Origin of the sequence: Streptomyces sp. SDT5-1, assembly GCF_052245995.1 — a bacterium.
Classification (GTDB): Bacteria; Actinomycetota; Actinomycetes; order Streptomycetales; family Streptomycetaceae; genus Streptomyces.
In genome coordinates this window covers 2,369,458-2,391,851 of sequence record NZ_CM125963.1, presented here as the reverse complement: position 1 = coordinate 2,391,851, position 22,394 = coordinate 2,369,458, and the positions used below count along the sequence as shown (strand labels likewise).

General features: G+C 72.4%; 25 protein-coding genes. 16 read left to right on the top strand and 9 right to left on the bottom strand.

Going from position 1 to position 22,394, the window contains the following annotated elements; all coding sequences use genetic code 11:
- Window positions 1-19: 19 nt before the first annotated feature.
- Window positions 20-769: a lysozyme gene (locus ACTWJ8_RS11200; protein ID WP_356388469.1), complete on the bottom strand. Its 750-nt coding sequence runs from the start codon at window positions 767-769 to the stop codon at window positions 20-22.
- Window positions 770-959: 190 nt separating this feature from the next.
- Here ACTWJ8_RS11200 and ACTWJ8_RS11195 point away from each other — a divergent pair, with 190 nt between their 5' ends.
- The 3 genes from ACTWJ8_RS11195 to ACTWJ8_RS11185 all read left to right on the top strand — a co-directional run bounded on the left by ACTWJ8_RS11195 (window position 960) and on the right by ACTWJ8_RS11185 (window position 4,281).
- A complete protein-coding gene (locus ACTWJ8_RS11195) occupies window positions 960-1,649 on the top strand; it encodes a class II aldolase/adducin family protein (protein WP_443263717.1) in 690 nt (229 codons plus the stop codon).
- A gap of 67 nt (window positions 1,650-1,716) precedes the next feature.
- Complete coding sequence (locus ACTWJ8_RS11190) at window positions 1,717-2,844, top strand: alpha/beta hydrolase (protein WP_443263716.1); 1,128 nt, start codon at window positions 1,717-1,719, stop codon at window positions 2,842-2,844.
- A 45-nt stretch (window positions 2,845-2,889) separates the two neighbouring features.
- The gene (locus ACTWJ8_RS11185) at window positions 2,890-4,281 is read left to right on the top strand and encodes a hypothetical protein (RefSeq protein ID WP_356388475.1); all 1,392 of its coding nucleotides are present in this window, start codon (window positions 2,890-2,892) and stop codon (window positions 4,279-4,281) included.
- A 17-nt stretch (window positions 4,282-4,298) separates the two neighbouring features.
- Here the strand turns inward: ACTWJ8_RS11185 and ypfJ are convergent, their stop codons facing one another.
- A complete protein-coding gene (ypfJ, locus tag ACTWJ8_RS11180; RefSeq protein ID WP_356388603.1) occupies window positions 4,299-5,186 on the bottom strand; it encodes a KPN_02809 family neutral zinc metallopeptidase in 888 nt (295 codons plus the stop codon).
- Between the two features lie 222 nt (window positions 5,187-5,408).
- On the opposite strand from ypfJ, the gene ACTWJ8_RS11175 reads away from it, so the two are divergent.
- The 3 genes from ACTWJ8_RS11175 (at window position 5,409) to ACTWJ8_RS11165 (ending at window position 8,591) form a co-directional block, all read left to right on the top strand.
- Window positions 5,409-7,007, top strand: a complete 1,599-nt coding sequence (locus ACTWJ8_RS11175) for an ABC-F family ATP-binding cassette domain-containing protein (protein ID WP_356388477.1) — start codon at window positions 5,409-5,411, stop codon at window positions 7,005-7,007.
- Between the two features lie 440 nt (window positions 7,008-7,447).
- Entirely contained in the window at window positions 7,448-7,669 is a 222-nt protein-coding gene (locus ACTWJ8_RS11170; RefSeq protein WP_009337982.1) for a helix-turn-helix domain-containing protein, read from the top strand.
- A 130-nt stretch (window positions 7,670-7,799) separates the two neighbouring features.
- Window positions 7,800-8,591 (top strand): enoyl-CoA hydratase/isomerase family protein, encoded by a 792-nt coding sequence (locus ACTWJ8_RS11165; protein WP_356388479.1) that lies wholly within the window; start codon window positions 7,800-7,802, stop codon window positions 8,589-8,591.
- A gap of 79 nt (window positions 8,592-8,670) precedes the next feature.
- Here the strand turns inward: ACTWJ8_RS11165 and ACTWJ8_RS11160 are convergent, their stop codons facing one another.
- A complete protein-coding gene (locus ACTWJ8_RS11160; protein ID WP_443263715.1) occupies window positions 8,671-9,411 on the bottom strand; it encodes a nucleopolyhedrovirus P10 family protein in 741 nt (246 codons plus the stop codon).
- A gap of 107 nt (window positions 9,412-9,518) precedes the next feature.
- On the opposite strand from ACTWJ8_RS11160, the gene ACTWJ8_RS11155 reads away from it, so the two are divergent.
- The 5 genes from ACTWJ8_RS11155 to amaP are packed head-to-tail and all read left to right on the top strand — an operon-like array spanning window position 9,519 to window position 11,806.
- A complete protein-coding gene (locus tag ACTWJ8_RS11155) occupies window positions 9,519-9,989 on the top strand; it encodes an Asp23/Gls24 family envelope stress response protein (protein ID WP_356388483.1) in 471 nt (156 codons plus the stop codon).
- 49 nt (window positions 9,990-10,038) lie between these two features.
- Entirely contained in the window at window positions 10,039-10,224 is a 186-nt protein-coding gene (locus ACTWJ8_RS11150; RefSeq protein ID WP_356388485.1) for a hypothetical protein, read from the top strand.
- 3 nt (window positions 10,225-10,227) lie between these two features.
- Window positions 10,228-10,572: an Asp23/Gls24 family envelope stress response protein gene (locus tag ACTWJ8_RS11145; RefSeq protein WP_356388487.1), complete on the top strand. Its 345-nt coding sequence runs from the start codon at window positions 10,228-10,230 to the stop codon at window positions 10,570-10,572.
- Window positions 10,569-11,222, top strand: a complete 654-nt coding sequence (locus tag ACTWJ8_RS11140) for a DUF6286 domain-containing protein (protein WP_356388489.1) — start codon at window positions 10,569-10,571, stop codon at window positions 11,220-11,222. The genes ACTWJ8_RS11145 and ACTWJ8_RS11140 overlap by 4 nt, the downstream gene beginning before the upstream one ends.
- Entirely contained in the window at window positions 11,219-11,806 is a 588-nt protein-coding gene (amaP, locus tag ACTWJ8_RS11135; RefSeq protein ID WP_356388491.1) for an alkaline shock response membrane anchor protein AmaP, read from the top strand. Before ACTWJ8_RS11140 ends, amaP begins: the two co-directional genes overlap by 4 nt.
- Before the next feature lie 19 nt (window positions 11,807-11,825).
- Here the strand turns inward: amaP and ACTWJ8_RS11130 are convergent, their stop codons facing one another.
- The 6 genes from ACTWJ8_RS11130 to ACTWJ8_RS11105 form a co-directional block, all read right to left on the bottom strand.
- The gene (locus ACTWJ8_RS11130) at window positions 11,826-12,581 is read right to left on the bottom strand and encodes an SDR family oxidoreductase (RefSeq protein WP_356388493.1); all 756 of its coding nucleotides are present in this window, start codon (window positions 12,579-12,581) and stop codon (window positions 11,826-11,828) included.
- Window positions 12,582-12,585: 4 nt separating this feature from the next.
- Window positions 12,586-14,379, bottom strand: a complete 1,794-nt coding sequence (locus ACTWJ8_RS11125; protein WP_443263714.1) for a glycoside hydrolase family 15 protein — start codon at window positions 14,377-14,379, stop codon at window positions 12,586-12,588.
- Between the two features lie 71 nt (window positions 14,380-14,450).
- Window positions 14,451-15,245 (bottom strand): SURF1 family cytochrome oxidase biogenesis protein, encoded by a 795-nt coding sequence (locus ACTWJ8_RS11120; protein WP_443263713.1) that lies wholly within the window; start codon window positions 15,243-15,245, stop codon window positions 14,451-14,453.
- A gap of 45 nt (window positions 15,246-15,290) precedes the next feature.
- Window positions 15,291-15,524: a hypothetical protein gene (locus tag ACTWJ8_RS11115; RefSeq protein ID WP_356388499.1), complete on the bottom strand. Its 234-nt coding sequence runs from the start codon at window positions 15,522-15,524 to the stop codon at window positions 15,291-15,293.
- A gap of 81 nt (window positions 15,525-15,605) precedes the next feature.
- A complete protein-coding gene (locus ACTWJ8_RS11110) occupies window positions 15,606-16,592 on the bottom strand; it encodes a DEDDh family exonuclease (RefSeq protein ID WP_356388501.1) in 987 nt (328 codons plus the stop codon).
- A 79-nt stretch (window positions 16,593-16,671) separates the two neighbouring features.
- On the bottom strand, window positions 16,672-17,331 hold the full coding sequence (locus ACTWJ8_RS11105; protein ID WP_356388503.1) for a TetR/AcrR family transcriptional regulator: 660 nt from the start codon (window positions 17,329-17,331) through the stop codon (window positions 16,672-16,674).
- A 105-nt stretch (window positions 17,332-17,436) separates the two neighbouring features.
- Here ACTWJ8_RS11105 and ACTWJ8_RS11100 point away from each other — a divergent pair, with 105 nt between their 5' ends.
- From ACTWJ8_RS11100 to ACTWJ8_RS11080, 5 genes are read left to right on the top strand one after another with little or no spacing between them, the layout of a single operon-like run.
- The gene (locus ACTWJ8_RS11100; RefSeq protein WP_356388505.1) at window positions 17,437-18,234 is read left to right on the top strand and encodes an acetoacetate decarboxylase family protein; all 798 of its coding nucleotides are present in this window, start codon (window positions 17,437-17,439) and stop codon (window positions 18,232-18,234) included.
- Window positions 18,234-19,118 carry an SDR family NAD(P)-dependent oxidoreductase gene (locus ACTWJ8_RS11095; protein WP_356388507.1) on the top strand — a complete coding sequence of 295 codons (885 nt, stop codon included), beginning with the start codon at window positions 18,234-18,236 and terminating at the stop codon, window positions 19,116-19,118. Before ACTWJ8_RS11100 ends, ACTWJ8_RS11095 begins: the two co-directional genes overlap by 1 nt.
- A gap of 12 nt (window positions 19,119-19,130) precedes the next feature.
- Entirely contained in the window at window positions 19,131-20,414 is a 1,284-nt protein-coding gene (locus ACTWJ8_RS11090; protein ID WP_443263712.1) for an amidohydrolase family protein, read from the top strand.
- The gene (locus tag ACTWJ8_RS11085; RefSeq protein WP_356388511.1) at window positions 20,411-21,646 is read left to right on the top strand and encodes an amidohydrolase family protein; all 1,236 of its coding nucleotides are present in this window, start codon (window positions 20,411-20,413) and stop codon (window positions 21,644-21,646) included. Before ACTWJ8_RS11090 ends, ACTWJ8_RS11085 begins: the two co-directional genes overlap by 4 nt.
- A gap of 24 nt (window positions 21,647-21,670) precedes the next feature.
- Entirely contained in the window at window positions 21,671-22,393 is a 723-nt protein-coding gene (locus tag ACTWJ8_RS11080) for a VIT1/CCC1 transporter family protein (protein ID WP_356388513.1), read from the top strand.
- The last annotated feature ends 1 nt before the right edge of the window (window position 22,394 follow it).

Here is a 22,394-nt window from a genome sequence, read left to right as displayed (position 1 = left end):
CCTTCGAAGGGGGCGTCCGCTAGCCCCGCGCGAACCGTTTGAGCTGGTCCAGCGAGCCGTTGAAGAGATTCTGGTCACCCGGCAGCCGGCCGCTCTCGCCGTACTGCCAGAACGTCCAGTAGTTCCAGCCCGCCGGTAGTGCGCCCGCGCTCCGGTCGTACCGGGCGAGCCACAACGCGTGGTTCGCGGCGAAGGCGCCGCTGTTCCCCGTGCACTGCTTCCACCATCGCGCGTTGGTGTAGATGACCGGACGGCGCCCGGTCGAGCGGACGATCTCGTCGCTGAACGACTGGATCCACGAGACCAGCGCGCCCTTGCTCAGCCCGTAGCAGGGGTGCTTGCCCTTGCCGTACGGGTTGTACTCGATGTCGAGCGCGGGCGGCAGCGTCCAGCCGTCGCGCCGCCACGCCCCGCCGTTGCGGACGAAGTACGAGGCCTGTGCCTTGGCGGAGGACTTCTGGGGCAGCGCGAAGTGGTAGGCGCCCCGGACGATGCCCGCGTTGCGGGCCCCGTTGTACTGCTTCGAGAAATAGGGGTTGCGGTAGTTCGTCGACTCGGTCGCCTTCACGTAGACGAACCGGGCTCCCTTGCTCCTCGCCTTCTGCCAGTCGACGTTCTTCTGGTGCGAGGAGACATCGTGTCCGCGCGGCTTTCCGGCTCCCTGGGCGGGGAGCTCCGCGAGCACGGTGCCGCCGACGGTCAGCGCGACGACGGACGTGATCGCTGCGACGCGGGAGCGACGCGGGGACGCGGTACGGGTGCGGGCCATGGGTACCCCCCGAAAGTGACGTGCATGCCGATTCAAGGGGAGATCTCCCAGACAGCGCCGGGACATAATCAAATACCTGGCAAAGATCAGCCAATCGCCATCAGAATCCGATCAATGCCCATATGGGGGATTCCGGAGGAATGGAGTCCGCACTAACCTGCACCGGCTCCGCCGCCCGGCGGCTGGCAGGATGCGCGCCATGACGGAACTCGACGAGTCATGGCAGGAACTCCTCGCGACGGCCCGCCGCACGGTCGCCGACGGACTGGTCGTCGGCACCTCCGGCAATGTCTCCGTCCGCGTGCCCGCGAGCGGCGGCGAGGACGGCCCCGACGGCGACACGGTGCTGGTGACGCCGAGCGGAGTCCCCTACGACGCGCTCGGCCCGGCCGACCTCCTCGCCGTGGGACTCGACGGGAAGCGCCGGGCGGGCCGCCTCGAACCGACCAGCGAACTGCCCATGCACCTCGCGGTCTACCGGCACACCGACGCCCGCGCCGTCGTCCACACCCACGCCGTGCACGCCACCGCCGTCTCCACGCTCGTACCCGAACTCCCGCCCGTGCACTACATGACCGCGGCCCTCGGCGGCCCCGTCCGCGTCGCCCCCTACGCGACGTACGGAACCCCGGAGTTGGCCGAGAACATGCTGCGCGCGCTCGCCGGACGCACCGGCTGCCTGCTCCAGAACCACGGCACCGTCACCTATGGGGACACGCTCGCCCGCGCCTACGACCGCACCGCCCAGCTCGAGTGGATGTGCCGCCTCTGGCTCACCGCCCACTCCGTCCCCGGCCGTACCCCCTCCCTCCTGACGGACGACCAGCTGCGCGAGGTCGAGGAACGGCTGAGCGGATACGGGCAGCCAGGCGGCCGATGAGCGGCCCGCGTCACCCGGGGCCGTCGTCCCACTGGCCGCGGCGGGCCGGGACCCCGACACTGGACGGGTGCGCACCGCCAAAGCGACGGCCGCTGCCGTCACCGCCGCCGTAGGGGCCTCGGCCGCCGCCATCGCCGCGGGCCGCCTGGCCAGCGACGCAGCGCTCAGGGCCCCCGCGGGCCGCCCGCTGCCCACCGAGCCACGCCTCACCGTGCACGCCACGGCAGCGGGCCAGATCACCCTCACCCGCGACCTGGCCTCGCTGCGCCCCGGCACGTACGGGCTGCAGGGCGACGGCTACCACGCGGTCGTCGGCCCCGTGGTCGAGTCGGCGGGCCACTCCGCCGACACCGTCGTACGCCGCCTGGAGCGGGTCACCCACGGCACCCTGGAAGCCGGCGCCAAGGCCTGGCTCACGCCCCAGGTGCACCTCGGCGACCCCAAGTCGGCGCTCGGCCTCGACCACGCCGACATGGACGTGCCGGGCGAACTCGGCGGGCTGCCCGCCTGGTTCCTGCCCGGCACCCGCGACACCTGGGTGCTCACCGTGCACGGCCTCGGCACCACCCGCGAACACCCCATGAACCTCATGGAGTTCCTGCACCGCCACCAGTTCCCCGTGCTCGACCTCGCCTACCGCGGCGACCTCGGCGCGCCCCGTTCCCCGGACGGCCTGAACCACCTCGGCGAGACCGAGTGGCGCGACCTCGACGCGGCGATCCGGCACGCCGTGCGGCACGGCGCCCGCGACGTCATCGTGCTCGGCTGGTCCACCGGCGCCGCGATGGCCCTGCACGCGGCGGCCCACTCGGCGCTGCGCGACCGGATCAAGGGCCTCGTCCTCGACTCGCCCGTGCTCAGCTGGGAGGCCACGCTGCGCGCCCTGGCCCGCGCCCGCCGCACCCCCGGCGTCCTGCTGCCGCTCGCCGTCCGCGCCGCGCAGGGCCGCACCGGGCTGAGCGGCGACCGGCTCGCCGAGGTCGCCGACCCCAGCGGCCTGAAGATCCCCACGCTCCTCGTCCACGGCCCCGACGACCGGGTGGCCCCCTGGGCGCTCTCCCGCCGCCTGGCCGACCGCCGCCCGGACCTCGTCACGCTCCACGAGGTCGACGAGGCACCCCACAACGCCATGTGGAACGCGGACCCGAAGGGCTACGAAGAGGCGCTCAGAAGGTTCCTGACGCCGTTGATGTAGGCCCCCGTTTGGGAAATGGCGGGGTCAACCGAGAGACTGCCCTTCGTGACGTCCCGTACCCCGCGCGACTCCAGGCTCCGACTCGTCAGCCCGCGCCGCCAGCCCCTGGCCGCCCCGACCCCGCGGCCCGTGGCCGCACGCCGTCCCGCGCCCCGGCCACCGGAGGGCACCCCGCCGCCGTCGGAACTCGCCCGCGCGGCCCGCCGCGACCTCGCCGACGCCGTCCGCGTGGCCCGCTGGGCGGACACCAGGATCGGTCCGGGCAACAGCGTCGCCGCCCGCGACGGCAAGGGCACCCTCTCCGACGCGACCGCCCTGCGCGCCGCGGACGAGCTCGCGCTGACGGTCGATCAGGTCCGCGCGCACTGGGACACCGCGCGCCTCGCCGGACTCGTCGAGGTGCACGGCGCCAGCGCCCGCCCCGGCTGGCGGCTGCGCGCCTGGGACCGCGACGACACCGCCGTGCTGCGCGGCTGGGTCGCCCTGTTCGACGCCTGGTCGCTCGTCCACCCGGCCCCCGAAGGCGTCGACCCCGCCGCCGTCGCCGAGGTCGTCGAGGCCGTGCCGCAGCTCCTCAGCTTCCTCCAGCTGATGGCCGACCCGGTGGCCGCGCCGCAGCTCCTCGACCTCCTCGACCAGCGCGTCACCGAGCTGCGCACGGAGCGCTGCGAGATCCCCTTCGGGCCCCAGCCGGAACCGGTCGCCCCGCAGGACACCCCGCTGCTCCCGCTGCTCGAATGGTCCCTGCGCGCCCTCGCCGCCGTCGGCGCGCTCACCTACGAGGACGGGCACGCCAGGCTCACCCCGCTGGGCAGCTGGGCGGTGTGGGTCAAGCTGGAGCAGATCTGCGTCGCCGCCCAGTCCCCGGCGGGGAACATCGAGGTGTCGGCCGAGGACATGCTGCGCGGCTGCGCGCGGCTTCGCCCCAAGGCGGCCCGCGACGAGTACCGGGCCTGGCTCGCCGCCCGCGACATCGGCACCGCCGTCACCGACCTCCTCGACGCCGCCCGCGGCGAGGACGCCCTGCTGCGCGGACTCGCCTTCGAGGCGCTGCGCGTCGTCGGCGCCCCCGCCGAGCCCGAGGTCAGGCGCGCCGCCGACGACGTCCACCTGCGCCCGTACGCGCTGCTGTGGCTCGCCGAACACGAGGGCGCCGACCCCGAGGACGTGCACGGCGTGCTCAGCCGCGAGGAGGCGACCTGGCTGTGGGTGGACACCGCCGCCGCCGTCGCCGACCACGGCGAAGCCCCCCTCCTCGTACGGCACTTGGAGACCGCGGTGCAGCCGACCGTGCCCGCGCTCATCGAGGAGGTGCGCGCCGTCGGGCATCCGCGCACGGTGCAGGTGCTGGTCGCGCTCGCCGCGGCGCACCCGGACCCGGCGCTCGCGAAGGCGGTCCGCAGGGCGGCGTTCCAGGTGCACACCGGCGGGGCGTAGCCCGCCGGCTCAGCGGCTCAGCGGAACGTGTCGCACTGCGCCATGTCGCCGCTCCGGAAGCCCCGGTCGAACCACTGCTGGCGCTGCGCGGCCGAGCCGTGGGTCCACGTCTCGGGCGTCACCCGGCCCTGGTACCGCTCCTGGATCCGGTCGTCGCCGACCGCCGCGGCGGCGTCGAGCCCGTCACGGATGTCGGCGTCGGTGAGGCTGGTGATCAGCGGCCTGCCGGTGGACTCGGTGGGCGTGGTCGTCGCGTGCCGCGCCCACACGCCGCCGTAGCAGTCGGCCTGGAGCTCGACGCGGACCGCGTTGCTGCCCTCGCCCGTGCGCCCGTCCTGGGCGCGGCTCAGCGTGCCCGTCAGGTTCTGCACGTGGTGGCCGTACTCGTGCGCCACCACGTACGCCTGCGCGAAGGGCCCGCCGCTCGAACCGAACTTCGTGCGCAGCTCGTCGTAGAAGCCCAGGTCCAGATAGACCCGCCGGTCGCCGGGGCAGTAGAAGGGGCCCACCGCCGAGGTCGCCGAGCCGCAGGCCGTGGCCACCTGGCTGGTGAAGAACACCGTCGACGCGGGGGAGTACGTGCCGCCCCTGCGCCGGAACTCCGCGTCCCAGAAGTCCTGCACGCTGTTGACCACGGCGACGGTCCTGCAGTCCTGCCTGCTGTTCGCGTCCGCGCCCGTCCGGCACTCCTCCTGGACCTGCGCCTCGCTGGACATCCGGGCCGCCGGGGCGCCGGTGGTGCCGTCCGAGAGCCCGAACTCGTCCGTCCCGAAGAGCAGCCCGAGGACGAGCGCGATCACACCCACGAGGCCGCCGCCCAGCGTGGCCCTGCCACCGGGAAGCCGGCTGCCGCGCACGTCCGACACCTCGGAGGTGTCCAGACGCGCGTCGTCGTCGAACTGCATGCGCACCGCCTTCTCGCCGGTCATCGACCCCCTCATCCTGTTACGCCGCTGGTCGGGGCAGCCGGATCGGAGGGCCGAACGGGGGACGCGGCCACCCGGAAAAAGCGCTTGCACCGCACCGCTAAACTGGCTCGTATGACGTTTCTTCTCTGGGTGCATTAGCGGCGCTGATTGGCCCCCGCCCTGTCAACCAGCCGTTAATCCTGTCCTGGAGTACCTCCCTTGATCACCGCATCGGGCATCGAACTGCGCGCGGGCGCGCGCATCCTCATCGAGAACGCCACCTTCCGTGTCGCCAAGGGCGACCGCATCGGCCTCGTCGGCCGCAACGGCGCAGGCAAGACGACCCTCACCAAGTGCCTCGCGGGCGAGGGCCAGCCGGCCGGCGGCACCATCAGCCGCTCCGGCGAGGTCGGCTACCTGCCGCAGGACCCGCGCACCGGCGACCTCGACGTGCTGGCCCGCGACCGCATCCTGTCCGCGCGCGGCCTCGACGTTCTGATGCGCAAGATGCGCGAGAACGAGCAGCGCATCGCGAACGGCACGGGCGCCACGCAGGCCAAGGCCCTGCGCCAGTACGAGCGCCAGGAGACGGAGTTCCTCACCAAGGGCGGGTACGCCGCCGAGGCCGAGGCCGCCACCATCGCCGCCGCGCTCAACCTGCCCGACCGCGTCCTCGGCCAGCCCCTCCATACGCTCTCCGGCGGTCAGCGCCGCCGTATCGAGCTGGCCCGCATCCTCTTCTCCGACGCGGACACGCTCCTCCTCGACGAGCCCACGAACCACCTCGACGCGGACTCGATCGTCTGGCTGCGCGACTACCTGAAGAACTACAGCGGCGGCTTCATCGTCATCTCCCACGACGTCGAACTGGTCGAGACGGTCGTCAACAAGGTCTTCTACCTGGACGCCAACCGCTCCCAGATCGACGTCTACAACATGGGCTGGAAGCTCTACCAGCAGCAGCGCGAGGCGGACGAGAAGCGCCGCAAGCGCGAGCGGCAGAACGCCGAGAAGAAGGCCGCGACCCTGAACGCGCAGGCCGACAAGATGCGCGCCAAGGCCACCAAGACGGTCGCCGCGCAGAACATGGCGCGCCGCGCCGACAAGCTCCTCGCGGGCCTCGAGGAGGTCCGCCAGTCCGACAAGGTCGCCAAGCTGCGCTTCCCCGAGCCCTCGCCGTGCGGCAAGACGCCGCTCATGGCCGAGGGCCTGTCGAAGTCGTACGGCTCCCTGGAGATCTTCACGGACGTCGACCTGGCCATCGACAAGGGCTCGCGCGTCGTCATCCTCGGCCTCAACGGCGCGGGCAAGACGACCCTGCTCAAGCTGCTCGGCGGCGTCGAGAAGCCCGACACGGGCCAGGTCATCGAGGGCCACGGCCTGAAGCTCGGCTACTACGCGCAGGAGCACGAGACGCTCGACCCGGACCGCACGGTCCTGGAGAACATGCGCTCCGCCGCCCCGGACCTCGACCTCGTCCAGGTCCGCAAGACGCTGGGCTCGTTCCTGTTCTCCGGCGACGACGTCGACAAGCCGGCCGGCGTCCTCTCCGGCGGCGAGAAGACCCGTCTCGCGCTCGCCACGCTCGTCGTGTCGTCCGCGAACGTGCTGCTCCTCGACGAGCCCACGAACAACCTCGACCCGGCGAGCCGCGAGGAGATCCTCGGCGCGCTGCGCACCTACAAGGGCGCCGTTGTCCTCGTCACGCACGACGAGGGCGCGGTCGACGCGCTCCAGCCGGAGCGGATCATCCTGCTCCCGGACGGAATCGAGGACCTGTGGGGCCAGGCGTACGCGGATCTCGTCGCCCTGGCGTGAGTACCGGAACAGCCGTTTCGTTCAACAACTCACTGATCCTCCGACTGTTCAACTCAAAGATCGCCACCTGATCACCGGATGATCGATCGACTGATCAACTGCTTGATCCAGTCACTGATCCACTCGTCTGGATCATTCGGCCGATCCGTGATCCTTCATCTGAGTGAGATCGCCTCACACTCAGGTGTGTCATGCACGGAATTCGGCGTCGCGTGGTCCATGGCGCCCTTGCGGCGCCTGGGCTGTCGCTGACCTGCCGCTTCTTTCCGTGCAGCGCTTTCGGGGCCCGGGAAACCTCCTCGGAATTGCCGACTCCACTCGTGTGGATCCCCGGTCAATCCGGAATTGGAGGTCTATGGACCTTGCCGAATGGGTGGCCAGGAAGCCCGCAAGGGGTGATCATGGGAAATCCAGAGCGCACTTCCCATGAGGAGGCACGGGTGGCCGAGACTCTGAAGAAGGGCAGCCGGGTGACCGGCGCCGCGCGCGACAAGCTCGCGGCAGACCTGAAGAAGAAGTACGACTCCGGTGCGAGCATTCGGGCATTGGCCGAGGAGACCGGCCGCTCGTATGGCTTCGTCCACCGGATGCTGAGCGAATCCGGAGTCACGCTGCGCGGACGCGGCGGGGCCACGCGAGGCAAGAAGGCCACGTCGGCCTGACCTTCGCCGGGCTCGTTCGGCTCACTGGCTCCAACTGACCACCCGGTCGGTCCGCTGTCCGGCCGGGTGGTTACTGTGCAGTCACTTACGCATTTGCGTCGCTCACGACTGCGCAGACCCGGAGGTCCAGATGAACCTGCCCGCACCGCTGCTCGACCAGGACGGCGTCCGGCTCACCGTTGACGACGCGATCGCCACGGTCAGCCTGACCAACCCGGACAAGCGCAACGTGCAGAGCCCCGCTCTGTGGCGGGCGCTGGCCGAGGCCGGGCGTGCCCTGCCGGGGTCCGTGCGGGTCGTCGTGGTGCGCGCCGAGGGCAAGTCCTTCTCGGCGGGCCTCGACCGTCAGGCGTTCACGCCCGAGGGCTTCGACGGCGAGCCGTCCTTCATCGACCTGGCACGCGGCGACGACGCGACCCTGGACGCGACGATCGCCGAGTACCAGGACGCCTTCACCTGGCTGCGGCGCAGCGACATCCTGTCGGTCGCCGCGGTCCAGGGGCACGCCATTGGCGCGGGCTTCCAGCTGGCTCTCTCCTGCGACCTGCGCGTCGTCGCCGACGATGTGCAGTTCTCCATGCGCGAGACCAGCCTCGGCCTCGTCCCCGACCTCACGGGCACGCACCCACTGGTCGGCCTCGTCGGATACGCGCGGGCGCTCGAGATCTGTGTGACCGGGCGCTACGTCCACGCCGACGAAGCGGTGAACACGGGCCTCGCGAACGTCGCCGTGCCCGCGGGCGAACTCTCGGACGCGACGCGTGACCTGGTGTCGGCGCTCGTCGCCGCGCCGCGCGACGCCGTGATCGAGACCAAGGCCCTCCTCCAGGGCGCCTCCACGCGCACCCTCGACGCCCAGCGCACGGCCGAACGCGCCGCCCAGGGCCGCCGCCTCCGCGACCTGGCGGGCGTGGGGGAGTAGGGGGCAAGGCCGTCTCGGCACATCGAGCCCGTCCGGCGATCGAGGACAAGGCGACCCGGGGGCGAAGCCCCCGGGTGATTCAGCCTTCCACCGAGGTGACCAGCACGGCGACGGTCGGCCCGTCGGCGAGCGCCCGGCCCACCGCGGAGCGCACCGCCCCGGCCACCTCCACCGGCCGCACCCCCACCGCCACGGCGACCTCCACCCGCACATGCCGCCGCGGCAGCGCGGCCCCCACCTCTCCCCGCTCCTCGATCCGCACGGCCCGCCCGACGCCACCCAGCGCGCCGGTCAGCCGCACCACCCCCGGCACCCCGAGCGCGGCCTGCTCCACCCGCCCCGCGTCCCCCGCCGGATCACCCGGCTTCGGCGTGGCGGTGGCCCCCGCCCCGCCGGATCCCTCGTCCTCGGCCTCCGCCACCTGATCGGCCTCCAGCAGCCCGGTGACCCGAAGATCCACCTCCGTCACCGCGAGCCCGACCCACTCCGCCGCCCCCGCCAGCGCCTCCCTCAGCCGATCGGCGGCAACCGGCAGCGGTTCGTCCCCCGCAGCCGCGCAGTCCGCCGTGACCCGCAGCGCCCCCGGCGGCAGCGCGCTCGGCGGCGCGGGCACGGCCGACTCCGCCGCCTCGTCCGGATCCGCGAGCCCGATCCGCAGCGACCCGAGCCGCACCCCGGGAACCCCGCGCACGGCCCGCCGCAACGCCCCCGCGGCGGCCGGTTCGGCGATCCACGCCCCGTCCCCCGGCCCGCCCAGCGGCAGCAGCCTGCCGAGCCCGAGCTGCGTACGCACTGCCTGCGTCCATCGATCAGCGGTCATTGACCCAGGCTGCCCCATACCGAGCGCGCCTTCGCGCAACCACACTTAATGTGGGCAAAAGAAAGCAGCACCCCACCGAGATCGCACCTCACCGAGGGGATGGCCCGATGAGTGACACCGCGCAGAAGCCGGGCGAGACGTCGGCTCCCGCCGCAGCCAGGACCAATGTGACGAAGAAGGGTGGCGGCGACCCCGCCAACCGGGGACGCACCACCATCGCCGACGGCGTCGTGGAGAAGATCGCCGGCCTCGCCGCGCGGGACGTCGAGGGCGTCCACGCGATGGGCAGCGGCATCTCCCGCACGTTCGGCGCGGTGCGCGACCGGGTGCCCGGCGGCACCAAGTCCGTGTCGCGGGGCGTGAAGGCCGAGGTCGGCGAGGTGCAGACGGCACTCGACCTGGAGATCGTCGTCGAGTACGGCGTATCGATCGCGGACACCGCGCGCGCCGTGCGGGAGAACGTGATCGTCGCCGTCGAGCGGATGACCGGGCTCGAGGTCGTCGAGGTGAACATCGCCGTCAGCGACGTGAAGCTGCCGGACGAGGAGGACGAGGAGCCGGAGTCGAGGCTCCAGTGAGATCCGTGAGCGTACCGACGGGCAAGGGCTTCCCCAGGAGGAGCGCACGATGAATCTGGCCGTGGTCGGCATGATCGCCGGCATGGCCCTCGGATTCGCCGGATACTTCGGCGGTTTCGGGGCCTTCCTGCTGGTGGCGGCGCTCGGCGCCATCGGCTTCGTCGCGGGACGGTTCCTCGAAGGGGACCTCGAACCCGGCGAGTTCTTCCGTTCGCGCGGCGATCGGCGGAGGTGACCGATGGCGGCACAGGTCGCGCCCGCCGAACGCGGCGCGACCCGGATCGCCGACCGGGTCGTCGCGAAGATCGCCGCGTACGCGGCACGAGAAGCGCTCGATCGGATCCCCGAGGACGGGGCGACGCCGAGCGCCACGGTCGCCGTGCGGCACGACAGCGCGCGGGTCCGGATCAGCCTCGAGCTGGAGTACCCGACGGACATCGGTGCCCAGTGCGGCGCCGTGCGTCGTCAAGTCTCGCAGCGGGTAAGGGAGTTGGCGGGAATGGAGGTGCCCGAGGTGGCCGTCCAGGTGGAGCGGCTGCATTCGGCGCACACCCGTGGCACCGACCGGGAGAGGATCCGATGAGCGAGCCGACCCGGCCGATTCCGGTGGTCGAGCACGACACGGGCGAGCTCGACCAGTCGGCGTCCGCCGCCGCGTACGAGCCGCATCCGACGCTGGAGGGCGAGCCGAAGGCGAGCCGCCTGTGGTCCGCGCGCCGGGTGCCGGCGGCCGTCGCCGCGCTCGTGATCCTGGGCGTCGCGGGGCTCTTCCTCTACGACGTCGCCGCCGTGCGCGCCGGACGCCCGGCCATGCAGTGGCGGCGCACGCTCGCCGACGAGCTGGCCACGCGGCCCCTCGACGACACCGCCGTCCTCGTGGGCGCGGGCGTCGCGGCGGCGCTCGGCCTGTGGCTGATCCTGCTCGCGGCGACGCCGGGGCTTCGGGCGCTGCTGCCCATGCGCCGCACGCAGCCCGGGGTCCGCGCGGTGCTGCACCGCACGGCCGCGGCGATGGTGCTGCGCGACCGGGCCATGGAGGTGTCGGGCGTGCAGTCCGTACGGGTCCGGGTGAAGCGGTCCAAGGTGGATGTGCGGGCGCTCTCGCACTTCCGTGAACTCGACGACGTACGAAGCGACTTGGACGCCACGCTCGGCGAGGGCATCAAGGCGCTCGGGCTCGGCAAGGCGCCCCGCCTCTCGGTGCGCGTGGCGCGGCCGGGGAAGAAGGGGTGAGCGGCGTGCGCAGGAGCGTCAACCGGATCGTGCTGGGGCTGCTGGGGCTCGTCCTCGTCGTGGCCGGCGGCTCGGTGCTCGCCGTCGGGCTCGGGGTGAACCCGCCGTCGTGGTGGATCCACGACGGCCCGGACGACGTGCTGGTCAGCGACGCCGACCGGGCGCGGTGGCACGACGCGGGCTGGTTCTGGCCGACGGTGATCGCCGTGCTCGGCGTCGTCGTGCTGCTCGCCCTGTGGTGGCTCGTGGCCCAGCTGCGCCGCCGCCGGCTGGCCGAGGTGCTGGTCGACAGCGGCGACGGCGAGGGCGCGCTGCTGCGGGGGCGGGCCCTGGAGGCGGTCCTCGTGGGCGGCGCGGAGGCCCTCGACGGGGTCGACCGGGCGACCGTCCGCCTCACCGGCCGGCGCACCGCGCCGCAGGCAGGTGTGACGCTCACCCTGGAACCCCACGCGGTGCCCGACGAGGCGCTGCGCCTGCTCGGCCAGGACTCCCTGAAGCAGGCCCGCACCTCGGCGGGCCTGTCCGAACTCCCCACCGAGGTCCGCCTGCGCGCCACCAAGCACCGCGCGGAACGCGTGAGCTGACCGGCGGTGCGGGAAGCCGTCAGAAGCCGCGGCGGAACCCGCCGTCGACCGGGAGCATCACGCCCGTGAGGTAGGACGCGGCGGGGGAGAGGAAGAAGGCGGCCGCGCGGCCGAACTCCTCCGGCTTCCCGTAGCGGCGCAGCGGGATGCGGGACTCCTGCGCGGCCCGCGCCGCCTCCGGGTCCGCCGCGAGCCCGTCGAGCTCGCGCACGCGGTCCGTGTCGATGCGCGCGGGCAGCAGGCCCACGACGCGGATGCCCCGCGGCCCCAGCTCGTCCGCGAGCGACTTCGCGAAGCCCGCGAGCCCGGGCCGCAGTCCGTTCGAGATGGTCAGTCCGGGGATCGGCTCGTGCACGGAGCCGGAGAGCACGAACCCGATGACCCCGCCCTCGTCGAGCTGCGCCGCCGCGGCCCGCGCGAGCCGCACCGCGCCGAGGAACACCGACTCGAAGGCCGTCTCCCACTGCTCGTCCGTGTTGTCGGCGACGTAGCCGGGCGCGGGCCCGCCGACGCTCACCAGAATCCCGTCGAACGAGCCGAACTGCTCGCGGGCCGCCGCGATCAGCCGCTCGGCGGCGTCCGGGTCGGAGTTGTCGGCGGCGACTCCGTACGCGTTCGGGCCGAGCTCCGCCGCGGCCTCCTTCGCCTTCCGCTCGTCGCGCCCGCTGACGACGACCTTCGCGCCGTCGGCGACCAGCTCGCGCGCCGCGGCGTTGCCGAGGCCCCGCGTCGCTCCGGTGATCACGTACACACGGTTGTTCAGTCCAAGATCCATGGCCCTATCCTCCCTCTCCCTCGCCGGGCGCGCCGAACAGGGTCAGCGCGGTGCCGACGAGCCCGATGTGGCTGAACGCCTGCGGGAAGTTGCCGAGCTGCCGCCCCGCCACCGGGTCGTACTCCTCGGCAAGCAGCCCCACGTCGTTGCGGAGCGCCACCAGGCGCTCGAACAGCTCGCGCGCCTCCTTCGTGCGCCCCGTCATGTGCAGCGCGTCGGCGAGCCAGAACGAGCAGACCAGGAACGTGCCCTCCTGCCCCGGCAGCCCGTCCACCACGGTCTCGTCGGCGCTGTAGCGGCGCAGGAAACCCTCGTACGACAGTTCCTCGCGGACCGCGTCGACCGTGCCGACCACGCGCGGGTCGTCCGGCGGCAGGAACCCGACGCGGGGCAGGAGCAGCAGCGCAGCGTCGAGTTCGGAAGAACCGTAGAACTGGGTGAACGTGCCGCGCTCGGTGTCGTACCCGCGCTCGCACACCTCCCGGTGCACGTCGTCGCGGAGCTTGCGCAGCCGGTCGAGGTCGCCGGGCAGTTCCGGGTCGTCCTCCATGGCGCGCACGGTGCGGTCGGCCGCGACCCACACCATGACCTTCGAGTGCACGAAGTGCCGCTGCGGCCCGCGCACCTCCCACAGCCCCTGGTCGGGTTCGCGCCACGCCTCCTCCAGGAAGTCGAGCAGCGCCAACTGGAGCCGCCAGGCGTGCGGCTGCGCCTTCAGGCCCTCGCGGCGGGCGAGGGCGAGCGAGTCGACGACCTCGCCGTAGACGTCGAGCTGGAGCTGGTGCGCCGCGTCGTTCCCGGCGCGTACGGGGCGGGAGCCGTGATAGCCGTCGAGCCAGCTCAGCTCCTGCTCGGGGAGGCGCCGCTCGCCCGCGAGCCCGTACATGATCTGGAGGTCGGCGGGGTCGCCGGCCGCGGCCCGCAGCAGCCAGTCCCGCCACGCCTCTGCCTCGTCGAGATACCCGGCGGAGAGCAGCGCGCCGAGCGTCAGCGTCGAATCGCGCAGCCAGCAGTACCGGTAGTCCCAGTTCCGTACGCCGCCGATCTCCTCGGGCAGCGAGGTGGTGGGCGCGGCGACGATGCCGCCGGTCGGCGCGAAGGCGAGGGCCTTGAGGGTGAGCAGGGAGCGCAGCACCGCCTCCTTGTGCGGTCCTTCGTAGCGGCAGCGGTCCGCCCAGGCCCGCCAGTCCTCCAGGCTGTGCCGCAGCGACTCGTGCGGGTCGACGAGCGGCGGACGCTTCTCGTGGGAAGGGTGCCAGGTCAGGACGAAGGCGACGGTCTCGCCCTCCTCGACGGTGAACTCGGAGTGGGTGCCGAAGTCCTCGCCCCAGGTGTGCACGTTCGGCTCGCTGCGCAGCCACGCCGAGTCAGGACCGGCGACGGCCACCCGATGCCCGTCGGAGCGGCGCATCCACGGCACCACGGAGCCGTAGTCGAAACGCAGCCGCAGCGTGCCGCGCATGGCGACCCGGCCGCCGAGCCCCTCGACGATGCGGACGACGTCGGGCGCCTTGTCGCGCTGCGGCATGAAGTCGGTGACGCGGACGCTGCCGTCCGGCGTCTCCCACTCGGTGTCGAGCACGAGGGAACCGGACCGGTACGCGCGCGTGGTGCAGTGTTCCGCCCCCTTGGGGGCGAGTCGCCAGTGCCCGTTGTCCTCGCTGCCGAGGAGCGCGGCGAAGCAGGCGGGGGAGTCGAATCTGGGCAGGCAGAGCCAGTCGATCGAGCCGTCCCTGCCGACGAGGGCAGCGGTCTGGTGGTCACCGATGAGGGCGTAGTCCTCGATATGTGGGCGCACACGCCATGGGTTCCCCGTCATCGGCCCGGGGTTGCATCAATATTTCGGGTGAGTCCCGTGCGGCGCCCGGGTCAGCCGACGGAGGCCGGTGCCTCCGCCTCGTCGGCCGCGGCCTCCTCCTTGCGCCTGCGCTCCCGCAGCTCGCGCCGGACCAGCACCACCCAGCCCACGGGCACCGCTGCGGCGAACAGCCACCACTGGATGGCGTACGCGTAGTTCAGCGCGGAGTCCTCCTTGCCGGGGGCTCCGACCAGCTCGGGCGTGCCGCCCTTCGGTTCGGGCGCGGTCTGCGCGACGTACCCGCCGAGCACCGTCCTTCCGAGCCGCTCGGCCTGCTCCTTGCTGTTGATCAGCATGATCTGCCGGTCGGGCAGGTCCTTGAGGTCCTTGATGCCGCTGGCCTCGGTCGTCTCGTTCGGCATCAGCCGGCCGGTGACGGTGGTCTCGCCGCGCGGCGGGGCGGGGACCTCCGGGTACGAGGTCTGGGCGCCGGGCGCCGGGATCCAGCCGCGGTTGACCAGCAGGACCCTGCCGTCGTCGAGGACGAAGGGGGTCAGGACGTGGAAGCCGACCTCTTCGTTGGAGTTCACGCGGCGCCGCACGACGACCTCGTCGTCGGTGTCGTAGTGGCCCTTCGCGGTCACCGAGCGGTACCGCTCCTTGCTGGTGACCGTGTGATCGGGGGACGCCAGCTCCTCCACCGGTACGGGCTTCGCGTTGAGCGCGTCCGTGACCAGCTGGTTCCTCGCGTCGCGCTCGTGGTAGCGGTCCATCTGCCAGATGCCCAGACGGATCATCGTGGGGATGAGGACGATGGCGACCAGGGTGAGGATGATCCACTGCCGGGTCAGGAGGAAGCGGTACACCCCATGACCGTACAACTCGCCCATGGGGTGATCTCAGCCGGGTGCTCAGACGCTGTCGACGATGCCCACCTTCCCCTCCGCGCGGGAGCAGTGCGCCCCGCAGAACCAGTGCCCGTCGACCTCGACGCCCTGCCCGATGATGCGGCACCGGCAGTGCTCGCAGATCGGCGCCATGCGGTGGATCGCGCAGCTGAAGCAGTCGAAGACGTGCACCGCGCCCTGCGCGTGCACCTCGAAGGACATGCCGTAGTCGTTTCCGCAGACTTCACAACGTGCCATGCGCCACAGGGTGGGCGCCCGGGGCGGCGCCGGGCGAGCGGTCGCGGGGCGAGTCGCCCCGCGTTCACTCGTCTGCCCGTCCTACTTCGGGTCCGCCGGGGTCACGTCCTGCAGGAGCTGACCGAACGCCGCCTCGTCCACGACCGGCGTCCCGAACTGCTTCGCCTTGACCGCCTTCGACGTGTACGAGTCCGGGTCATTGGTCACCAGGAGGCTGGTCAGCCGGGACAGGCTCGTCGCCACATGGAGGCCCGCGTCGACCGCCCGGTCCTCCAGGAGCTCCCGGTCGACCGACGTGTCGCCGGAGAACGCCACCCGCATGCCCTGCTTGAGCGGCTCGCCCGGCACGTAGCGCCCCGGGTTCGGGTACGGGCAGGCGGGGCGCTTGCGGGAGGGGCGCCAGGTGCCACCGCCGCCCCGGTAGGAGGAGGAGCCGGGCTGGCGCGGCACCGACGACTTCTCGGACCACTCGGTGAGGGGGCGGCACTCCAGGAGCGGCAGCCGCACGTTCCCCGCGGCGGCCGTGCGCAGGCTCGGGCGGAACGCCTCCGCGAGCACGCGCGCGTCGTCCAGCGCGTTGTGCGCGTGCTCCTGGACGACGCCGAAGTGCGCGGCGAGCGACTCCAGCTTGTGGTTGGGCAGCGGCAGGCCCAGCTCCTTGGAGAGCGCGATGGTGCACAGGCGCTGGCGGACCGGGGCGGTGCGCTCCGCCCGCGCGTACTCGCGGGCGATCATCGACCAGTCGAACACCGCGTTGTGCGCGACCAGGACGCGGTCCTCCAGGCGCGCGGCGAACTCCTCCGCGATGTCGGAGAACAGCGGCGCGGCCGTCAGCACGTCCGTCGTCAGACCGTGGATCCACACGGGGCCCGGGTCGCGCTGCGGGTTGACGAGCGTGTACCAGTGGTCCTCGACATCGCCCCGCGCGTCCAGGCGGTAGACGGCGGCGGAGATGATCCGGTCGTCCCGGGACAGGCCGGTGGTCTCCACGTCGACGACCGCGTATCCCTTCGGATACGCGGCCGGCCAGGAGGCTGCGGACGCTGCGGTCGGATGGTCTTCGAGCATGGTCCGAAAGGATACGGGCCGACACTGACACAGCTGTCGGCGCCCGCACCGCGAGCCGTGTCGCGGATCACTCCGTGACTCAAGTGGGCGGATCCAGGAGCGACTTCACCAGGGCGCGCACGGACGTCGTGAAGATCCGCTCCGGGTCGGCGGGCGCGGCGAGCGCGCGGGCGAGCGCGGGATCGCCCTCCGCGTCGCCCGCGGACCAGAGCTCCTCCTCGCGGGGGCGCTGGGCGGGGGCCCGCTCCCTGTTCCGCTCGACGAGGACGTGGCCGACGACCTGGAAGACGACGGCGCGCACGGTCTCGGCGGCGCGCGCCCCGCGCAGGCCCGCGCCGTGCACCTCGTGCACCAGGGCCTGCTGCGCGGGCAGGAACATCCGCTCGGTGAGGCCGCGTTCGTGGACCATCGCGATCAGGTGCGGGTGGGCGCGCAGCCGGCGGCGCAGGGTGCGGGCAATGGAGACGACGCGGTCCTGCGGCGTCGCGCCGCGCGGCCGGAAGCCGCCGAGGTCGGCGACGGTGCGCTCCACGAGGGCGTCGAGCAGGGACTCGCGGTTGCCGACGTGCCAGTAGATCGATGTGACGGCCGTGCCGAGCTCCGCCGCGAGCTTGCGCATGGTGAGCGCCTGCGGCCCGTGCTGCTTGACGAGGTCGGCGGCGACGGCGACGACCTCCTCGCGGGTGAGCGGTGCGCGTGCGGCCACTTCTCGCCCCTCCCGTCGCTGCCCTGTGCGCATGTCTTTACCCTTCATCGCCGCCGGTGTAACTGTGTTACAGGCGCCTCGCGAACGAACCAACCATCGAACGACCCCCAACACGTCTCGTACGAAGGGTGGTACGACATGGCACGCGTACGGTACGGAGCGCGCAGTGAGGCGGAGATCGCCGCCTCGCGCTCGGCGAGCAGCAAACTTCCCGACATCTGGTCCACCGGTGTGGTGGCCGTGTGGGAGTCCGATCCGGACGCGGTGGCCGCCGTGCTGCCACCGCCGCTCAAGCCCACCGGGCGGCCCCTGGTGCGGGCCAACATCAGCAAGGTCGACCTGCCGGGCTACCCCCTGGGCGCGGGTTCGGTGGCCGTCGCGGCGGAGCACGGGGGAGTGGAGGGCTGGTATCCGCTGGTCATGCCGATGACGCACGAGCGGGCGCTGATCGGCGGCCGTGAGGTCTTCGGCGAACCGAAGAAGCTCGGCGAGGTCACGGTGGAGCGCGACGGGCTCGTCGTGCGGGCGGCGCTCGCGCGGCACGGCATCGCGTTCGTCGAGGTGCGCGGCGCCGTCAGCGGCGGCCTGCCGATCCCCGAGCCCACGCAGAAGACCGACTTCTACTTCAAGTTCCTTCCGGGCGTGGACGGTTCGGGCTTCGACGCGGAGCCGGTGCTCGTGCACTGCCTGCGCAACGAGAAGGTCAGGAAGCTGGAGGCGATCACCGGGGACGTCGTCCTGCGCGAGTCCATGTTCGACCCGGTCGCCGACCTTCCGGTGCGCTCCCTGGTCGAGATCACCATCGGCGAGAAGACCACCGACCAGAAGGGCAAGGTCGTCGAGCGGGTCAGCGCCCAGGCCCTGCTCCCGTACATCCACCAGCGCTACGACGACCCGCAGCAGATCCACGACGGCCCGCCCGAGGGGAGCGCCTGATGGAGCTGCGCGAGGGACAGGTCGCCGTCGTCACGGGCGCGGCGAGCGGGATCGGGCTCGCCATGGCGCGGCGGTTCGCGGCGGACGGCCTGAAGGTGGTGCTCGCGGACGTCGAGAAGGGCGCCCTGGAGAGCGCCGCCGAGGAGCTGCGGCGCACCGGGGCGAGCGTGCACGCGCGCGTGGTGGACGTCGGCGAGCGCGAGCAGGTCATGGACCTCGCCGAGGACACGTACGCGACGTTCGGCGCCTGCCATGTGCTGTGCAACAACGCCGGTGTCGGCTCGGGCGCCGAGGGTCGCATGTGGCAGCACGAACCGAACGACTGGAAGTGGGCGTTCAACGTGAACGTGTGGGGCGTCTTCCACGGCATCCAGGCCTTTGTGCCCCGCATGATCGCGGCCGGCGAGCCGGGCCACATCGTCAACACGTCGTCCGGGGACGGCGGCATCGCGCCGCTGCCCACGGCGTCCGTGTACGCCGTGACGAAGGCGGCCGTCGTCACCATGACGGAGTCGCTGTACGCCCACCTGAAGGCGGAGCACGCGCGCGTGGGCGCCTCCGTGCTCTTCCCTGGCCCCCACATGTTGCGCACGGGCCTGTGGGAGTCGCACCGCAACCGGCCCGAGCGGTTCGCGAAGGAGCGCCCGCGCAGGACGCCGTACCGCAGCCTCGACCAGTGGGAGGCCGCCATGAAGGAGGCGGGGAACGAGGTCGAGTTCACGCCCGTCGAGGAGGTCGCCGACTTCGTCGCCGAGGGCATCGCCGCGGACCGGTTCTGGCTGCTCCCTGCGAGCGAGCACAGCGACAAGCAGATCCGGGCGAGGTCGCGGTCGATGCTGGACCGGGCGAACCCGGCGTACCTGGAGAGCTTCATTCTCGACTGAGGGGCACGCACGATGAGCAACCAGGACCCGTACCTGATCATCTCCTCCGACTGCCACGCCGGGCTCCCCACCGAGGAGTACCGGCCCTATCTAAACAGCCGTTTCCACCGCGACTTCGACGCGTTCCTCGGCGAGCGGGACAAGCGCCGCGAGGAGGCGACGCGGCTCGGCATCCGCAACGACGCGTTCGCCGCCAAGTGGTTCGAGGACAACGAGGAGGGCCTGCGCGGCGGCTGGGACACCGCGCAGCGCCTCAAGGAGCTCGACGGCGACGGGGTGGCCGCCGAGGTCGTCTTCCCCGACGCGGACGCCGTGGACAGCCAGACGGCGGCGCCCTTCGGTGTCGGCCTCGGGCTCTCCGGCGACCAGGACCCCGAGCTGGGCATGGCGGGCGCGCAGGCCCACAACCGCTGGCTCGCCGAGTTCGTCTCCCAGCACCCCGAACGGCACTGCGGCGTCGCCCTGTTGCCGGTCACGGCCGACCCGGACAAGGTCGTCGCCGAGATCCACCGCGCCAAGGAGTCGGGGCTCGGCGCCCTGATGATCCCGTCCATGTGGGTCGACCAGGACCCGTACCACGCGCGCCGCTACGACCCCGTGTGGGCGGCGGCGGCCGAGTGCGAGATGCCCGTCGTGACGCACTCGGGTGCGGCGCCGCGCCACGAGTACGGCGACCATCTGGGCATCTACGTCAGCGAGGTGACGTGGTGGCCGGCCAGGCCGCTGTGGTTCCTGCTCTGGTCGGGCGCCTTCGAGCGGCACCCGGGGCTGAAGTTCGGCGTCGCCGAATCGGGCTGCTGGTGGCTGCCGAACCTGCTGTGGTTCATGGACCGCCTCTACCTGGGCGCGCACGGCGGCAAGAAGCTCTCCCCGTTCGCCGAACTGAAGCGCTCCCCGGCCGAGTACCTCGACCGGCAGGTCTTCGTCTGCGCCACCAACACCAAGCGCCGCGAACTCGCCCAGCGCTACGAGATCGGCGTCGACAACATCCTGTGGGGCAGCGACTTCCCGCACCCCGAAGGGACATGGCCCGACACGCGCGCGTGGTTGCGCAAAACCTTCCACGACATCCCCGTCGAGGAGACCCGGCGGATGCTCGGCCTGTCCGCCGCCGAGGTCTTCGGCTTCGACACCGCCAAGCTGGCCCCGCTCGCCGCCCGCATCGGGCCGACCCCGGCCGACCTCGGCCAGGACGCCGACCAGAGCGCCGTCGAGGCGTCCTGGGCGCGCTCGCGCGAGGTGGGGCGGCACTGGCTGACGGAGAACGACTTCCCGCACATCGGGGTGACGCCATGAGTGCCACCGAGGACCGCTACACCGTCATCTCGGCGGACTGCCACGCGGGCGCCGACCTCCTCGACTACAAGCCGTACCTGGAGGCCCGCCACCACGACGCCTTCGACGCGTGGGCCGCCACCTACGTGAACCCGTACGCCGATCTGCTCGCCGACACCGCCGACCGGAACTGGAACTCCGACCGGCGCGTCGCCGAGCTGGAGCGGGACGGCATCGTCGCTGAGGTCGTCTTCCCCAACACCATCCCGCCGTTCTTCCCGTCCGCCTCCCTGATGGCACCCGCGCCGACCCGCGAGGAGTTCGAGCGGCGCTGGGCGGGGCTGCGCGCCCACAACCGGTGGCTCGCGGACTTCTGCGCCGCCGCCCCCGGCCGCAGGGCGGGCGTCTTCCAGATCCTCCTCAACGACGTCGACGAGGCCGTCAAGGAGATCCGCTGGGCCGCCGAAGCGGGCCTCAAGGGCGGCCTGTTGCTCCCCGGCACCCCGCCGGGCTCCGGCCTCCCGGAGCTGTACTCGTCGACGTACGACCCGATCTGGCGGACCTGCGCCGAGCTCGGCGTCCCGGTCAACCACCACGCGGGCTCCGCCTCCCCGCCGCTCGGCGAGGAACCGGCCGCCCGCGCGGTGTTCATGGTCGAGACGACGTGGTTCTCGCACCGCGCCCTGTGGCACCTCGTGTTCGGCGGCGCCTTCCGCAAGCACCCGGAGCTGAGGCTCGTCCTCACGGAGCAGGGCTCGGGCTGGATCCCCGGCGTCCTGGACATGCTGGACTACTACCACGCGCGCCTGGTCAGGGCGGCCACGAAGGCGAACACCGCGGAGTCCAAGTTCGGGGCGGGGCTCGCCGATTCGATGGGCAAGGGCCCTTCGGAGGTGTGGCGGGAGAACTGCTTCGTAGGGGCGAGCTTCATGCGCCCGCACGAAGTGCCGCTGCGGGACCGGATCGGCCTCGAGAAGATCATGTGGGGCAGCGACTACCCGCACGACGAGGGCACCTACCCGTACACGCGCGAAGGCCTCCGGATCGCCTACGCGGGCCTCCCGCGGGACGAGATCGCCGCGATGGTCGGCGGCAACGCGGCCCGCGTCTACGGTTTCGACCTCGGCCTCCTCGACCCGATCGCGGCCCGCGTGGGCCCCACGGTCGCCGAGATCGACGAGCCGCTGAAGGAGCCGCCCGCGGACGCCACGAGCCCGGTGTTCGCTCCAGGGGCGTCGGTACGCGTGTGGTGACGCCCTGGGTGGCAAGCTCACCGCGTGACAGAACCCGGAGCACAGACCACCCATGACGAGTCCCACGGCGGCGCGCTCGGCTCGCGGCTCAACTGGCTGCGCGCCGCCGTCCTCGGTGCCAACGACGGCGTGGTCTCCACCGCCGGCCTCGTCGTCGGCGTCGCGGGAGCCACCGACGACCGCTCGACCCTGCTCACGGCCGGGCTCGCGGGACTGCTCGCCGGATCGATGTCCATGGCGGCGGGCGAGTACGTCTCCGTGTCCACGCAGCGCGACTCCGAGAAGGCCGCCATCGCCATGGAGAAGCGCGAGCTGAAGGAGCAGCCGGACGCCGAACTGGAGGAGCTCACCGACCTGTTGGAGGAGCGCGGGCTCAGCCGCGACGTCGCCCGCGAGGCCGCCGAGCAGCTCACCGAGAGGGACGCGCTGCGCGCCCACGCGCGCGTGGAGCTCGGCATCGACCCCGACGACCTCACCAACCCCTGGCACGCCGCCTGGGCCAGCTTCCTCGCCTTCACGGCGGGCGCCCTGCTGCCGCTGCTCGCCATCGTCCTGCCGCCCTCCGCGTGGCGGCTGCCCGTCACGGTCGGCTCCGTCCTGGTGGCGCTCGCCTTCACCGGCTACAGCAGCGCCCGGATGGGCGGCGCGGCGGTGCGGCCCGCGATGTGGCGCAACGTGGGCGGGGGAGCGCTCGCGATGGGTGTCACGTACGCGGCGGGATCTTTGTTGGGAGCCGCCGGAGTCTGAC

Bases quoted from the DNA above. Each gene is read 5' to 3' on its own strand.
- ACTWJ8_RS11110 (WP_356388501.1), bottom strand. From the start codon at position 16,592: ATGCTCGAAGACCATCCGACCGCAGCGTCCGCAGCCTCCTGGCCGGCC.
- ACTWJ8_RS11195 (WP_443263717.1), top strand. From the start codon at position 960: ATGCGCGCCATGACGGAACTCGACGAGTCATGGCAGGAACTCCTCGCG.
- ACTWJ8_RS11165 (WP_356388479.1), top strand. From the start codon at position 7,800: ATGAACCTGCCCGCACCGCTGCTCGACCAGGACGGCGTCCGGCTCACC.
- ACTWJ8_RS11155 (WP_356388483.1), top strand. From the start codon at position 9,519: ATGAGTGACACCGCGCAGAAGCCGGGCGAGACGTCGGCTCCCGCCGCA.
- ACTWJ8_RS11200 (WP_356388469.1), bottom strand. From the start codon at position 769: ATGGCCCGCACCCGTACCGCGTCCCCGCGTCGCTCCCGCGTCGCAGCG.
- ACTWJ8_RS11090 (WP_443263712.1), top strand. From the start codon at position 19,131: ATGAGCAACCAGGACCCGTACCTGATCATCTCCTCCGACTGCCACGCC.
- ACTWJ8_RS11160 (WP_443263715.1), bottom strand. From the start codon at position 9,411: ATGACCGCTGATCGATGGACGCAGGCAGTGCGTACGCAGCTCGGGCTC.
- ACTWJ8_RS11150 (WP_356388485.1), top strand. From the start codon at position 10,039: ATGAATCTGGCCGTGGTCGGCATGATCGCCGGCATGGCCCTCGGATTC.
- ACTWJ8_RS11100 (WP_356388505.1), top strand. From the start codon at position 17,437: ATGGCACGCGTACGGTACGGAGCGCGCAGTGAGGCGGAGATCGCCGCC.
- ypfJ (WP_356388603.1), bottom strand. From the start codon at position 5,186: ATGCAGTTCGACGACGACGCGCGTCTGGACACCTCCGAGGTGTCGGAC.
- ACTWJ8_RS11105 (WP_356388503.1), bottom strand. From the start codon at position 17,331: ATGCGCACAGGGCAGCGACGGGAGGGGCGAGAAGTGGCCGCACGCGCA.
- ACTWJ8_RS11130 (WP_356388493.1), bottom strand. From the start codon at position 12,581: ATGGATCTTGGACTGAACAACCGTGTGTACGTGATCACCGGAGCGACG.
- ACTWJ8_RS11115 (WP_356388499.1), bottom strand. From the start codon at position 15,524: ATGGCACGTTGTGAAGTCTGCGGAAACGACTACGGCATGTCCTTCGAG.
- ACTWJ8_RS11095 (WP_356388507.1), top strand. From the start codon at position 18,234: ATGGAGCTGCGCGAGGGACAGGTCGCCGTCGTCACGGGCGCGGCGAGC.
- ACTWJ8_RS11140 (WP_356388489.1), top strand. From the start codon at position 10,569: ATGAGCGAGCCGACCCGGCCGATTCCGGTGGTCGAGCACGACACGGGC.
- ACTWJ8_RS11145 (WP_356388487.1), top strand. From the start codon at position 10,228: ATGGCGGCACAGGTCGCGCCCGCCGAACGCGGCGCGACCCGGATCGCC.
- ACTWJ8_RS11085 (WP_356388511.1), top strand. From the start codon at position 20,411: ATGAGTGCCACCGAGGACCGCTACACCGTCATCTCGGCGGACTGCCAC.